At 70.5% G+C, this 14220-nt stretch carries 11 protein-coding genes; 6 read left to right on the forward strand and 5 right to left on the reverse strand.

The window, feature by feature from the left end; all coding sequences use genetic code 11:
• Window positions 1–80: 80 nt before the first annotated feature.
• Window positions 81–899, reverse strand: coding sequence for a methylase (locus tag HUA75_RS21875; RefSeq protein WP_141647880.1), 819 nt, complete (start codon window positions 897–899; stop codon window positions 81–83).
• Window positions 900–982: 83 nt separating this feature from the next.
• On the opposite strand from HUA75_RS21875, the gene HUA75_RS21880 reads away from it, so the two are divergent.
• The 5 genes from HUA75_RS21880 (at window position 983) to thrS (ending at window position 6278) form a co-directional block, all read left to right on the forward strand.
• Window positions 983–2008 carry a hypothetical protein gene (locus HUA75_RS21880; RefSeq protein ID WP_174487460.1) on the forward strand — a complete coding sequence of 342 codons (1026 nt, stop codon included), beginning with the start codon at window positions 983–985 and terminating at the stop codon, window positions 2006–2008.
• A gap of 54 nt (window positions 2009–2062) precedes the next feature.
• Window positions 2063–3925, forward strand: coding sequence for an OPT/YSL family transporter (locus HUA75_RS21885; RefSeq protein ID WP_174487461.1), 1863 nt, complete (start codon window positions 2063–2065; stop codon window positions 3923–3925).
• 116 nt (window positions 3926–4041) lie between these two features.
• Window positions 4042–4308 carry a hypothetical protein gene (locus HUA75_RS21890; protein ID WP_141648298.1) on the forward strand — a complete coding sequence of 89 codons (267 nt, stop codon included), beginning with the start codon at window positions 4042–4044 and terminating at the stop codon, window positions 4306–4308.
• Between the two features lie 124 nt (window positions 4309–4432).
• Window positions 4433–4807 carry a hypothetical protein gene (locus HUA75_RS21895; RefSeq protein ID WP_141648297.1) on the forward strand — a complete coding sequence of 125 codons (375 nt, stop codon included), beginning with the start codon at window positions 4433–4435 and terminating at the stop codon, window positions 4805–4807.
• A 268-nt stretch (window positions 4808–5075) separates the two neighbouring features.
• Entirely contained in the window at window positions 5076–6278 is a 1203-nt protein-coding gene (thrS, locus tag HUA75_RS21900; protein ID WP_174487462.1) for a threonine--tRNA ligase, read from the forward strand.
• 53 nt (window positions 6279–6331) lie between these two features.
• Here thrS and HUA75_RS21905 read toward each other — a convergent pair whose 3' ends face one another.
• On the reverse strand, window positions 6332–6748 hold the full coding sequence (locus tag HUA75_RS21905; protein WP_141648295.1) for a CBS domain-containing protein: 417 nt from the start codon (window positions 6746–6748) through the stop codon (window positions 6332–6334).
• A gap of 212 nt (window positions 6749–6960) precedes the next feature.
• Here HUA75_RS21905 and msrB point away from each other — a divergent pair, with 212 nt between their 5' ends.
• Window positions 6961–7386 carry a peptide-methionine (R)-S-oxide reductase MsrB gene (gene msrB, locus HUA75_RS21910; RefSeq protein WP_141648294.1) on the forward strand — a complete coding sequence of 142 codons (426 nt, stop codon included), beginning with the start codon at window positions 6961–6963 and terminating at the stop codon, window positions 7384–7386.
• 60 nt (window positions 7387–7446) lie between these two features.
• Here msrB and purL read toward each other — a convergent pair whose 3' ends face one another.
• The 3 genes from purL to HUA75_RS21925 all read right to left on the reverse strand — a co-directional run bounded on the left by purL (window position 7447) and on the right by HUA75_RS21925 (window position 14209).
• Window positions 7447–11358, reverse strand: a complete 3912-nt coding sequence (purL, locus tag HUA75_RS21915; protein ID WP_174487463.1) for a phosphoribosylformylglycinamidine synthase — start codon at window positions 11356–11358, stop codon at window positions 7447–7449.
• A 281-nt stretch (window positions 11359–11639) separates the two neighbouring features.
• Entirely contained in the window at window positions 11640–12818 is a 1179-nt protein-coding gene (locus HUA75_RS21920; protein ID WP_174487464.1) for an NAD-dependent epimerase/dehydratase family protein, read from the reverse strand.
• 89 nt (window positions 12819–12907) lie between these two features.
• Entirely contained in the window at window positions 12908–14209 is a 1302-nt protein-coding gene (locus HUA75_RS21925) for a hypothetical protein (protein ID WP_174487465.1), read from the reverse strand.
• Window positions 14210–14220 lie beyond the last annotated feature (11 nt).

The following is a 14220-nucleotide window of genomic DNA, read 5'->3' on the forward strand; positions in this document are numbered from 1 at the left end:
GACGACCCACCGACGCGCGACGACCCATGGGGTGAGGTCGCGCCACGTGAGGCCATGGCGCGAGCGGCTGGCTCCGCGCGTCAGGGGCTCACGCCGCCCTCCGGCCGCCACACGAGATAGCCCGAGTCGAGCAGCCACGCGTCCATGGCCACCCCGCCCAGTCGCGTCCCCAGGCGTGTGACGGACTCGCGGAAGGCGTCGGGGGGCGAGGTGTGTCCCGCCTCGCGCGCCTGTCTCCAGGCCTCCATCCACGCCTGGAAGAAGGTGTGCATGGGCTCGCCAGGACGCACGCGACGGCGCAAGTCCCGGGGCAGCCAGTCGCGGAACAGCAGGGGCGCGAAGCCGTTGCGAAAGTCGGTGTGGAACAGCAGCGCCTCGCGCATGGGGGGCGCATCCCCGTCCGCCGACGCCCGTCGCAGCAGGTGCGCGGTGAGCACCGAACCCTCCGGGTCCGAGCTCCCCTCCACGAGCAGCCCCGACGGGAGCAGGAATCGACCCAGGGCATGGTGCACGTCGGAGACGCGCTCGGCCGGTCCCTGACGCAGCAGGTTCATGGCCCGCACGAGGCGCGCCGGCTCGTCCGCCGAGAGCGGCAGCTCGAAGCCCCCCTGCCGGAAGTGCGTGCGCGGGCCCGCATGAACCTGGGCGGCCAGGGCGCGCGCCTCCTCCAGCTCCACGCCGATGACGGTGAGCTCCGGCTGGAGCACGCGAAACGCCTCCGCGCTCTCCAGCGTCGTCCACGGGTGCTCGCCAAAGCCCACGTCCACGAAGACGGCCCGGGCCCAGGCGCCATCGACACGCGACAGCAACCGGGGCTCGAAGCGGCACAGGTATGCATCGAGCGCGCGCAGGCGACCCGGCGCGGTGCGACCCCGGGTCTTCGCATCCAGCGTGGACATGCCTCCCACTTCGTCGAGGCGCGCCATGCGCGTCAAGCCTCCCCCGTTCCCTCCGGACCGCGCGGGCCGGTAGGCTCCTCCGCGTGCGCCCCGCCTCCGCCCTCACCTGCCCCGGCTGTCAGGCGCCCCGCGTGGAGGGGGCGGAGTGCCCTCGCTGCGGCATCATCTACGCCCGCGCGGAGGCCCGTGCGGCGCGCAGGGCCGAGCAGGAGCGCGCCGCGGCGGCAGCGGCCCCACCCGCCCCGGAACCCGCGCCCTTCGAGGTGGACCCCGCCTGGCTCGCGCCGCCACCAGACCTGCGCTCGGACGCGCATCCGCTGGAGACCGCCGGGTTCGACGCCGCCGACGAACAGGCCGTACACGAGCTGCGGCTGCGGCTCATCGTCGTGCCCGTGGCGTTGCTCGTGGGTTATCTGGGGGCCACCGGCTCGCTGCGCTTCATCGTCCGGCTGTTCACCATGCTGGTGCACGAGCTGGGGCACGCCGTCACCGCGTGGCTGTGCGGCATCCCCGCCGTGCCGTCGCTCTGGGTGACCTCCATGGGCTCGGAGCGCTGGTACTCGCTGGCGTTGGCGCTCGCGGGCGGCCTCGGGGCGCTTATCTGGATTGGCTGGAAGCTGCGCCGCTGGGCGTGGGTGACGTGGGGCGTGGTGCTGCTCACCTGCCAGCTCGTCTGCACCGTGGGCCTGCCCATGTCGAGCACGCTGCCGCTCGTCATCTTCGGCGGTGACGGGGGGATGCTGGTGCTGGGCACGGTGCTGATGGGGTGCTTCTACGTGCGGCCCGGCAGCTACCTGCACGTGCGCGCGCTGCGCTGGGGCCTGGTGCCCATTGGCGCGCTGTCCTTCTGGGACGGCTTCCTCACCTGGTGGAGGGCGAGGACGAACGCGGAGGAGATTCCGTTCGGCCGCATGGAGGGCCAGGGCCTGAGCGACCCCAGCCGCCTGGTGGATGAGCACGGCTGGCAGGAGGGCGACCTCATCCGCCGCTATGTGACGCTGGGCGTGCTCTGCCTCGTGGCCCTGGCGGTGTTCCACATCCTGCACCTCTACCGCGGGCGGAGCCGCCTGCGCGCCGCCGTGCGAGCGCTGCGCCACCAGGAGGAGTGACGAGACGTCTCGGGTTGTGACAGCGGTGGGGAACGCCGGTACCCTTCGCGGCACATGGCACACTCCGCCCCCCCGCTCCCGTCCCCGGAGCCCTCCCCGTCCTCGCTGTCCGACGCCCCCGAGCAGGTCCAGCCGCGCCTGGGCTGGCTGCCGCCGGTGGGGTCCTGGAAATACCACCTGCTGTTGAGCGCCGTGGCCCTCTTCATCCTCGGGCCCCTGGGTGGCATCGCCGCGTCGTACATGAACTTCAGCGTGGGCTTCTTCGTCGGCGGGCAGGTGCTGGCGGGCATCCTCGGCAGCGCCGTCACGTACGGCTACGGCTCGGACGGCAAGCACGGCGCCAACTACATGCAGACGATGGCCGCGTCGGTGGCCTCGCTGTGCGCCATGTCCGTGCTCATCCAGGCCATGGTGTGGCTGGGCATGGAGATGCCCCCCGCCTGGCACCTGATGCTCTTCGTAGGCTGCGTGGGCATGTTCGCGGTGGGCGTGGGCATGCTCTACACGCCGCTGCTCGTGGACCGGCTCCAGCTCGACTACCCGTCGGGCTTCGCGGTGGCCAACATCCTGCGCGCGCTGACGGACAAGCGGCTGCTCAAGGCGTCCATCTCCAAGCTGGGCGGTGGCACGCTGCTGGGGGCCATCGCCGCGTGGATGACGGAGAAAATCGCCGTCGTCGCCGCCATCGGAACGAGCGCCGCCACGCTGGGCGCGGGCATGATTGTCGGCAGTCGCATCACCGTGCCCGCGGTGCTGATGGCCGTCATTGGCGCGTGGCAACTGCCCTATCTGCGCGAGCTGGGCTGGCTGGGCGCGACGGACCCGTTCCGCAAGGTGGGCTTCCTCATCGGTCTGGCGATGATTTGCGGCGCGGCGGCGGTGGACCTCTCGCTGCTCGCGGTCCAGGCCGTCGCGCGCGTGCGCGCCCGGGCCACTGTCGCGGAGGGCGAGGAGCCGGCGTGGAAGAAGGTCAACATGCCCCGACTGCTGGCCTGGGTGGTGGGCTGGGGCGCGGCGACGCTGCTGGTGGGCACCCTCGTGCTGGGGCAGCCCCTGGGCTGGCTCGCCTTCGGCCTGGCCCTGGCGCTCCTGTTCGTGCTCATCAACGGCATCTCCTACGGCATCACCGACCAGAACCCCATCTCCAGCGCGTTCGTCATCTCCATCATGTTGATGTCGTTGATGGGCCTGAAGAACCCGCTGGTGGGGTTGATGGCGGCGACCATCCTGCTCATCTCCACGTCCGTGGGCTGCGACATGCAGCAGGACCGCTCCACCGGCTGGCGCCTGGGCACCAACCGCGTCATCCAGTTCCGCTACCAGGTGATGGGCGTCATCATGGGCGCGCTCTTGTGCGTGGGTCTGGCGAAGGTCTTCATGACGGCCTACCCCGCGCTGACCATCAACCAGCTCGACAACCCCAATGCCCCGGTGGGCCAGTGGGGCTCCGCCATGACCTACAAGCTGGTGGGCGCCATCCGGGACCTGGGCTCGCTGTCGGACGCCAAGATTCAGGCGATGTTCTTCGGCCTGGGGCTCGGCTTCGGCATCCAGGTGCTGCGCAAGCTGCTCCAGGGTCACCAGGGCTATCAGAGCTACATCAAGAGCTCGCGCGCGGGCTTCGCGGTGGGCTGGACCATGGACTCGTTGGTGCTGGCCAGCCCCTACGCGTCGTCCTTCGGCGCCTTCGTGTCCTTTCCGGCGGCACTGTGGTTCGGCGCGGGCGGCATCATCGCGTCCGTGTGGAACACGGTGACGAAGAAGCGCGGCCCCGTCGCAGCGGGCAGCCCTGGCCAGGGCGAAGCGCTCCCCGAGGACATGAGCACCATGTCCCTGGTGGGCGGCGGTCTCATCGCTGGCGAGTCCCTCTTCTTCCTCATCGCCGGCATGATTGGACTGGCCTCGCTGCTGGCGTGACTTGACAGTTGCCGGTGCGGGCCAATTCCTGACGCACTCACAGTGTACATGCCACAGTCCCTCTCGGGGAGCGACCGATTCCCGGCGCTCCATCCGAAGCGAACCGAGGGAAGCCCATGAAGCGTGTCTTCGTGCTGTGCGTGGCGCTGTTCAGTGTCTCGTGGCTGGGATGCGGTGGGCCTCTGGCGGAAGAGGGCGGCGAGCCGCTCTCCCAGGAGCCCACGCAGGAGTCCTCCCAGGAGCTCGTCACCTGTCCGGGTGACCTTCCCCAGTGCTCCACCTACGAGGGGAAACGCTGCATCAGGCGGGTGGACTGCTGCGATGGCGACTTCCTGTTGTGGTGCGCCTGCGACCCCACCATGAAGCGCTTCCACTGCCTCTAGGGCGTCCACGCCTGGACACTTCCGCGCGAGGGGAGGCTCGACACCCATCCCGGCATTCATGGGAAAACAAGCACAAGACGCTCACCCTGGGCGTCTGACGCAAGTCCTCCCCGGAAGGATTCCCATGAAGCGCGCAATCGTGATGATGGCAGCGGTCCTTGGTGTCTCGTTGATGGGTTGTGGCGGCGCGGACCTCGCGACACCCAACGGTGAAGTCGTGTCGGAAGAGGTCCAGGACGTGTCCCAGGAGCTCGTCACCTGCACGGCCACCTGCTACGGCGGGACGTCGGTCTCTTGCACGGGAACGACGTGCAGCTACGTGAACAACCAGAGCGTGACGTGTGATGGCGTCGTCCACTACTGCCCCCCCACCATCTGTCCTGGCACGTACCGGCCCTGCTTCTCGCTCTCGGGCCGGCGCTGCTCGCAGCACGAACCCTGCTGTCGGGGGGACGTCGAGTCGTACTGCGCCTGCTACAACGGCAAGCTGAGCTGCTGAGCCGCGTACATCCCTGCAAGGGGTTGTCCGGCGGGTCCGGTTGACAATTCCCGGGCCCGCCTGCATTTTACTCTTCGTGAGCTTCGTCATCATCACCACGACCACCCGCACCACGACTCGCTACGGCGGGTGTGGAGCGGTGCGCGTCGCGAAGTGAGCTGACGACCGCACGGCTTTCCGCCCCGCCTTTTCGGCCGGGGCAGCCGTGCACTCGCTCAGTGCTCCGTCCGGCAAGGCATTCAACCCTTCCGTATCCGGAGACGAAGCAATGCTCGACGAACAAGACCACCGCTCCCTGGGCCATCGCCTGGACCTCTTCCACTTGCAGGAAGAGGCACCGGGAATGGTCTTCTGGCACCCGCGCGGCTGGAAGCTGTACCAACTGCTGGAGGAGCGCGTCCGCCAGCGAATGAAACGCGAGGGCTACCTCGAGGTCCGTACGCCGCAAGTCTACGCGCAGCCCCTGTGGGAGCGCAGCGGCCACTGGGAGAACTTCCGCGAGAACATGTTCCTGCTCCAGGACGGGGACCGCCACCTCGCCTTGAAGCCGGTGAGCTGCCCGGGCCACATCGAGCTCGTTCAGCGCATGGCGCCCAGCTACAGGGATTTGCCCCTGCGGCTGTGCGAATTCGGACTGGTGCACCGCAGCGAGCCGGGAGGCGCGTTGCATGGCCTGTTCCGGCTGCGCCAGTTCACGCAGGACGACGGGCACATCTTCTGTGCCCCGGAGCAGGTGGTGGATGAAGTCGTGGCCTTCGCGCGCTCCCTGAAGGAGTTCTACGCGAGCTTCGGCTTCGACGAGGTGCAGGTCGCCTTCTCCGGCCGGCCCGCGTCCCGCGCGGGAAGCGACGAGGTATGGGACCAGGCCGAGGAGTGGCTGGCCGCCGCCGCGAAGCAGGCCGGCCTGGACTGCAAGCTCCAGCCGGGTCAGGGCGCCTTCTACGGGCCCAAGCTGGAGTTCGTGCTGAAGGACAGGCTGGGACGCGAGTGGCAGTGCGGGACGATTCAACTCGACCTCGTGCTGCCCGAGCGCTTCGACCTGCGCTACCAGGAGTCCTCGGGCGCGAAGGTCCGTCCGGTGATGCTTCACCGCGCGCTGCTGGGCAGCCTGGAGCGCTTCATCGGCGTGTTGCTGGAGCACCACGGGGGCGCGCTGCCCGCGTGGCTCGCTCCGGAGCAGGTGGTGGTGGCGCCCGTGGGTGAGGCGGCGGTGGCCTACGCAGAGCGCTTCGCCGCCAGCCTGCGACGCGCGGGCTGCCGCGCCCGAGTGGACGCGCGCGCCGAGTCGCTGTCGCGCAAGGTGTTGGACTCGCACCAGGCGGGCGTCCCGTGGCTCGTGGTGGTGGGCGGGCGCGAAGTGCAGGCGAACGGCGTCAGGCTGCGAAAGCGGGACGGCTCGCAGCGGGACGTGTCCTGGGACGCGGGGCTGGCGGAGCTCGCGGCCGAGTGTGGGCCGGCGGCGGAGGACTGATGAAGAACCGAGGGGCGGGGCCGGAGCTCCCGGCTGCCCGCCCCTCGGGGTTTCTACGCGTGACGCAGGTGCTCCAGCACCGCGCCCGCGCGCATCAACTCCGCGGGCACGGTGGCCAGGTCATCCAGGCTGAGGATGCCCAGGGGCCGGCGGGCCTCATCCACGACGACGAGCCGCCGCACCATCTTGTCCTCCATGAGCTGCTCGGCGGTGCTCAGCGTCGCGTCCGGTTCGCAGGTGATGAGCGCGGTCGTCATGACCTCGCGCACCCGCGTCTCGTTGGGGTCCTGTCCCAGGGCCGTTGAACGGACGGTGATGTCCCGGTCCGTCAACATGCCCACCAACTGCCCGCCGTCGGTGACAGGGAGCGAGCCGATGTTGCACGTGCGCATCCGCAGGGCCGCGACGCGCAGCGACTCGTCGGCCTCGATGGTCTCCACATTCTTCGTCATCAGCTCGAAAATCCGCATGGCGCCTCCGCTGATGGGGGTGTGAACGATGGGCTACGCCCTAACGTGGCGTCAGCGGAGGCGTCGTGCTCGCCCTGCCCCTGGGCCCGGAGGAAGGGCGGACGGGCGGACAGGGGGCCTCATTCCAGGTTGGCCAGCGGGCGCGACGATTGGGCAGGATGGGCATCCAAGAGAAACCCCGGGCGTGGACCCGGGAAAAGGAGCGTGACGGCATGGTCGACAAGCTCACCCTCAGCGATGCGCAGTGGCGCGAGCGCCTGACTCCCGAGGAGTACGACGTCCTGCGCAGGCATGGCACGGAGCGCCCGGGCTCGGGGTGTTTCCTGGGGACCAAGACACCGGGCACCTACGTGTGCGCCGGCTGTGGCAATCCCCTCTTCAAGGCGGGGACCAAGTTCGAGTCCGGCACGGGGTGGCCCTCGTTCACCCAGCCGTTGAGTGGCGCGGACTCGGTGACGGAGATCAGCGACCGCTCGCACGGCATGGTTCGCACCGAGGTGCGCTGCGCCCGCTGTGACGGCCACCTGGGACACGTCTTCCCGGATGGACCGCCGCCCACCGGGCAGCGCTACTGCATGAACTCCGTGGCGATGAAGCACGTGGAAGAAGGCCAGCCGCTGGAGCTGGTCCGCGCGTAGGCGGCGCGTGTCGCCCCGGCCTCGACAGCATCTTCGAGGTCGGGGCGCTGACCGCGCGCCTCAGCCCAGCCAGGCGCGAGCGTTGCGGAACATCCGCATCCACGGGCCGTCGTCGCCCGTCCACTCCCGGGGCCGCCACGAGTGCTGCAACGTGCGGTGGACGCGCTCGGGATGCGGCATCGTCACGGTGAAGCGCCCATCCCGCGTCGTGACGCCCGCGATGCCATGGGGCGAGCCGTTGGGGTTGGCGGGGTACATCGCCGCCACCTGGCCCCGGTTGTCCACCCAGCGCGTGGTGATGTAGCCCAGCCCGTTGATGCGCGCGGCCTCGGCGGCGTCGGAGAACTCCGCGCGCCCCTCGCCGTGCGCCACGGCGATGAGCATCCGGCTGCCCTCCATGCCCTGGTAGAAGAGCGATGGCGTGCGAGCGATTTCCACCGTCCCCAGGCGCGCCTCGTACTGCTCGGAGGCGTTGCGCACGAAGCGCGGGAAGTGCTCGGCGCCCGGGATGATGTCCTTCAAGCCAGACATCATCTGGCAGCCGTTGCAGATGCCCAGGCCGAAGCTGTCGGAGCGCGCGAAGAAGCCCGCGAACTCGTCGCGCGCGCGCGGGTTGAAGAGGATGGACTTCGCCCAGCCTCCGCCCGCTCCCAGCACGTCTCCGTAGGAGAAGCCACCGCAGGCCAGCACGCCGTGGAAGTCCTTCAGCGACACGCGCCCGGCGAGGATGTCGCTCATGTGCACGTCCACCGCCAGGAAGCCCGCGCGGGTGAACGCCGCCGCCATCTCCTGCTGGCTGTTGACGCCCTGCTCACGCAGCACCGCCACGCGGGGACGGGCGCCCTTCGCCACGAACGGCGCGGCGACATCCAACCCCACGTCGAACGTCAGCTTCGGCGTGAGGCCCGGGTCCGTCGCGTCGCACTTGGCCGCGTACTCCTGCTCCGCGCACACGGGGTTGTCGCGGCGCTTCTGCAGCTCGTGGCTGACGCGAGACCACACGCGGCGCAGGTCCATGGTGCCCTCGGACAGCAGCACCCGGGCGCCGTGGCGCACGCGGACCTCCAGCGCGGACGTCGGCCGGCCCAGCTCATGGCAGGACGCCGCGAGGCTGTGCTGCCCCAGCACCTCGCGCACCCGGGCCACGTCGGCCGAGCGCACCTGCACCACCGCGCCCAGCTCCTCGTTGAAGAGGGCCGCCGTCGCGTCGGCGCCCAGCGCCGCCACGTCCACGTCCACGCCGCAGTGGCCCGCGAAGGCCATCTCGCACAGCGTGGCCCACAGGCCGCCGTCGGAGCGGTCGTGGTAGGCCAGGAACCGGCCCTCCGCGTTGAGCGACTGCACCGCCGCGAAGAAGCCGCTCAAGAGCGCGGCATCCTCCACGTCGGGCACCTCGGGGCCCACCTGCGCGTGCGTCTGCGCGGCGATGGAGCCACCCAGCCGCTGCCGCCCCTTGGCCAGGTCGATGAAGAGCAGCCGCGTGTCCTCGCCTGGCTCCACCAACTGCGGCGTGAGCGACTGACGCACGTCCAGCACCGGCGCGAAGGCGGAGATGATGAGCGACACCGGCGACGTCACGACCTTGCGCGCGCCAGCCTCCTCCCAGACGGTGCGCATGGACATGGAGTCCTTGCCCACGGGGATGGTGAGGCCCAGCGCCGGGCACAGCTCCATGCCCACCGCGTGCACGGCGGCGTACAGCTGCGCGTCCTCGCCGGGGCTGCCCGCCGCCGCCATCCAGTTGGCGGACAGCTTCACGTCGGAGAGCTTGTCGATGCGCGCCGCGGCGATGTTGGTGAGCGCCTCGCCCACCGCCATCCGCGCGGAGGCCGCCGCGTCCACCACCGCCAGCGGCGTACGCTCGCCCATGGACATGGCCTCGCCCGTGGTGCTCGTCACCGTGGACAGCGTCACCGCGCAGTCGGCCACCGCCACCTGCCACGGCCCCACCATCTGGTCCCTGGCCACCAGGCCCGACACCGAGCGGTCACCAATGGTGATGAGGAAGGACTTGTCCGCCACCGTGGGGTGGCTCAGCACACGCTCGGCCAGCGCCTTGAGGTCACCCGGCAGCGCCAGCGGTGCGTGCGCCAGGGGCCGCGACGTCGCGTCGCGGTGCATGCGCGGGGCCTTGCCGAACAGCACGTCCATCGGCAGGTCGATGGGCGGCGTGCCCAGCCGCGAGTCGGACAGCTTGAGCACCTGGGCCTCCGTCGCCTCGCCCAGCACGGAGAAGGGCGCGCGCTCGCGCTCGCAGAAGGCGGTGAAGCGCGCCAGGTCCTCGGGCGCCACGCCCAGCACGTAGCGCTCCTGCGCCTCGTTGCACCAGATTTCCACCGGGGACATGCCCGGCTCCGCGTTGGGCACCGCGCGCAATTCCAGCCGGCCGCCCAGCTCGTTGTCGTGCGCCAGCTCCGGCAGCGCGTTGGACAAGCCGCCCGCGCCCACGTCGTGGATGGAGCGGATGGGGTTCTTTTCGCCGAGCGCGCAGCACTGGTCGATGACCTGCTGGCAGCGCCGCTCCATCTCCGCGTTGTCGCGCTGCACGGAGGCGAAGTCGAGGTCCGCCGCGCTCGCGCCCTGCGCCATGGAGGACGCCGCGCCCCCGCCCAGGCCAATGAGCATGGAGGGGCCGCCCAGGACGATGAGCTTGTCGCCCGGCTGCAGCTTGCCCTTCTGCACGTGCGGCGCGCGGATGTTGCCGAACCCGCCGGCGATCATGATGGGCTTGTGGTAGCCGCGCACCTCCACGCCTTCGGGCGTGGCGACCTGCGCCTCGTAGCTGCGGAAGTAGCCGCACAGGTTGGGGCGGCCGAACTCGTTGTTGAAGGCGGCCCCGCCCAGCGGACCGTCAATCATGATGTCCAGCGCGGAGACGATGCGGTCGGGCTTGCCGTAGGGCTGCTCCCAGGGCTGCTCGTAGCCGGGGATGCGCAGGTGGCTGACGGTGAAGCCCGTCAGGCCCGCCTTGGGCTTCGCGCCGCGTCCGGTGGCGCCCTCGTCGCGAATCTCTCCGCCCGCGCCCGTGGCCGCGCCCGGGTACGGCGAAATCGCCGTCGGGTGATTGTGCGTCTCCACCTTCACCATGATGTGGGCGGGCTCGCGCACCGTCCCCCACTCGCCCGTGTCCGCGTCCGGGAAGAAGCGGTCCACCTCGAACCCCGCGATGACGGCCGCGTTGTCCTTGTAGGCGGAGAGCACGCCCTCCTTGTGCTGGGCGTAGGTGTTCTTGATGGCCTGGAAGAGCGAGCGCTCCTGCGGCTTGCCGTCCAGTGTCCAGCTCGCGTTGAAGATTTTGTGTCGGCAGTGCTCGCTGTTGGCCTGCGCGAACATCATCAACTCGACGTCGGTGGGGTTGCGCTTCAGCTCCTGGAAGCGCGCCACCAGGTAGTCGATTTCGTCCTCCGCCAGCGCCAGGCCCAACTGGCGGTTCGCCGTCACCAGCGCCGCGCGGCCTCCGCCCAGGATGTCCACCGTGGTGAGGGGCCGGGGCTCGTGCTCGGAGAAGAGGACCGCCGCGTCCTCCAGGCGCTCCAGCACCGCCTGCGTCATCCGGTCATGCAGCACCGGCTTCAGGCGCTCCACCTGCGCGGGCTCCAGCGCGCGGCCTTCGGGGCCGGCCACGAAGTACGCGAGGCCGCGCTCCAGGCGTCGAACCTTGGAGCCCAGGCCGCAGTTCTGGACGATGTCCGTCGCCTTCGAGGACCAGGGAGAGATGGTCCCCGGGCGGGGCACCACCAACAACAGGCTGCCCGCACGCTCGCCCGAGGGCACCTTCGGGCCGTACTCCAGGAGGCGGCCGAGCATCGCCTGCTCGTCCTGGGAGAGGGCCTTCGGGGCGTCGAGGAAGTGCACGTGCTCCGCGTAGACGGACGACACGGAGGGCACCTGCTCGCGGCACTGCGCGAGCAGCTTGGCGAGCCGGAATTCAGAGAGGACGGGAGCGCCGCGCAGGGAGTGCATGCTGGACATGGGGATTGGGTGTGGCCCTGGGTAACAGCCGGGCCGTCCTTATCACCGTGCGTCGCGCGGGCGAGGACAGAGTTCGCCCCGGCCCGCTCGCTGTCCAGGCGGACAGGGGCCACGGTGGGAGCCCCTCACACGTCGGAGCTTGCGCGGCGCTCGTGACAGGTAGGGAAACTCGGCAACCATGAAGCGGGGCCGCACGAAGCGCGAACGCCCCCGGGAGCGACGGCCCGGGGTGCGCCCAGCGTGCGGGAGTCAGTGCCCGTACGGACACTCGACCAAGGGCGCTACCCGCCCTTGCCAGAAGCCGCGGGGGCCGGAGTCGCGGCCGGCTTTTCTTCCTGAGCCTGGGCCTTGCGCCACAGCGCCAGCAGCTCCGCCTCACGCTCCGCGGGCAGCCCCGCGCGCGGCTTGTTCCGGCGCTCCTCGGGCAGCCCCTTGAAGTACGCCAGCGTGTCGCGGACGGTGACGTCCACCGGGCGGAACTTCAGCCCCGCCTTCACTGCCTTCGCGTTGCCGCGAAGGTGCGTGCCCAGGCTGGTGCCGGCGGGCGGCATGTAGATGGGGAGGCGGACATCGCCCGTCTCGCCTTGCTTCTCCAGGAACTCCGCGGGCACCCACGTCACCTTCGTGTCCCGCCCCGTCACCTGCCGGCACGTGTCCAGCATCGCGCCCATGGACCACGGCTCCGCGGGGCCCACCGCGTTGAAGACGCCATTGACCTGGCCTTCGATGAGCAACACCAGCCACTCGGCCAGGTCTCGCACGTCGATGATTTGCAGCGGGTCCTTCGGCGTCCCGGGCGCGAGCATCTCCCCGCCCTTGTCGAAGCGCACCGGCCAGTACGTGAAGCGGTCCGAGCGGTCATCCGGCCCGACGATGTAACCGGGACGGATGTTGGCCACGCGTCCCGGGAACGCGGCCTCGGCGGCCTCTTCGCACGCGCGCTTGAGTCCTCCGTAGAACTCGTAGTCCTTGCCCATGCTTTCGACAGTGGGGTCCGCCAGCGTCGCCGTGGGGCCGCTCTCGTCCTCGCGCGGCGTCTTGTCGCTGGCGTAGGCGGACACGCTGGAGATGAAGACATACTGTTTCACGTTCGGCGCCAGCAGCCCGGCCGAGGCACGGACCATGCGCGGGTAGTAACCGGACGTGTCCACCACCGCGTCCCACTTGCGCCCCTTCAGCGCCTTGAGTCCCTCGTCCTTGTCCGGGTCTCTGTCGCCGCGCAGCTTCTCCACGTCGGGGAAGAGCTCGGGGCGCGTCTTGCCGCGGTTGAAGAGCGTCAGCGAATGGCCCCGCGCTTTCGCGGCCTCCACCACGGCGGGGCCCAGAAACCCCGTGCCGCCCAGGATGAGGATGCGCTTCTTCGCGCCCTTCTTCGACGCGGCCATCGCCTCGGGTCCGAGCGCGAGCAGCGACGCGCCCGCGGCGGAGTACTGCAGGAACTTCCTTCGCGAAGTCTTCATGACAACGGCTCCAAGGGGCCGTGATGCACTCGGGGGGACGCGCGCGACAACGCGGCGATTCGCGTTTCATTCCCGAGACATCTCACGCGTCAGCGGTCACCCAGTGCGACACCGAAGCCGAGTGTCCACGCGAACCCAGGGGTCCACTCGCTGGAGAGCGGGCGCAGGCCCTGGTAGCGCAGCTCCGTGCTCGCGAGGAAGGGGCCGCCGAGCAGCGCACTCGCGCGCAGTCCCACCGGCACGCCGAAGCGAGTCCCCCCTTCCTGGGAGAACAACCCCACGCCCAGCGAAGCCCGCACGTCCACGCCCACGGAATAGGCCGGTCGCCAGGCCCACAGCGGCGGAGACAACACCGACAGGCTCCACCCACCCGCCGGTAGCGGACGGTTCCCCAACCCCAGGCCCCGCGTCCACTCCACCGACAGCCGCAGCGCATGCGGCAACGGCAGCCCCGCGCGCAGTCCCGCGACGGGTGTGCCGCCTCGCGAGTCCCGAGCCATGCCGCCCAGCGCCTGCAGCGACAGCTCCGGCGACGGGATGAACCCTCGCGCCGTGAAGGCAGGTGCGTCCGGTGCGGCGACCTCCTCGAAGCGAGCGCCCGCCCACGTCAGGAATGCCTGGGTATACGCCACCGCCGCGGCGGCCCGGTCCGCCATGAAGGCGTCGTACGTCGCGGGCGCCACGCGGTGCGCGCCGTCCTTCCAGCGAGGCTCGGCCTGACCGAAGGCATTGCCCACGCTCCCGTAGACACCGAAGGAACCCGGACGCCGGGCATCAGGCTCCACCCAGAACGTGCTCCAGGGAAGCTCGACGCCGTCCTCCGCGCGCAGGAACTGGGAGCGCACCGCCTCCAGCGTCTCGCTCGCGAGCGCGTGCTGTGCCTCGGGCCCCGGCAGCGGCTCGACTTCGCGGGAAGGCAGCCGCGTCAGCACGTCGCGCAGCCCCCAGCCCTCGAAGCCATCCGCGAAGCCATGATTCACCGGCACCACATGCGGCGGCGAGGCCACGTCCTGGATGTGATGCGCCAGATGCCCGGCCCTGTCCCACGCCCGCGCCCAATCTCCCCCTCGCGCGGCATCCAGGGCCTCTTCCCAGAGCATTCGCACGCGCGCGTCGGAGCCCGCGCGCAAGGAGGAGTCCAGCGCGCCCTCCGGCCGGTAGAAGTGGTGCCAGCCCGTCCACTTCACGTGGAGGTTGAGGTCCTCGGCGGTGGCGCCGTGCAGCACCGCGTCCCGGTGCGCGGCCAGGGAGCGGGGCCCCCCCGCCGCCAGGGCCCGTTCAATGGCGGCCTCGGTCAACGCGTGGTGGTCCTTCACCCAGAAGGCCCCCGCGCCCGACGGAATGGCCACGGACAGGAGGGCGGCGACGGCCAGGCGCGGCGAGGTCAACATCGTGAGCAGCC

The organism is Myxococcus sp. CA040A (assembly GCF_013336725.1).
Lineage (GTDB): Bacteria > Myxococcota > Myxococcia > Myxococcales > Myxococcaceae > Myxococcus > Myxococcus llanfairpwllgwyngyllgogerychwyrndrobwllllantysiliogogogochensis.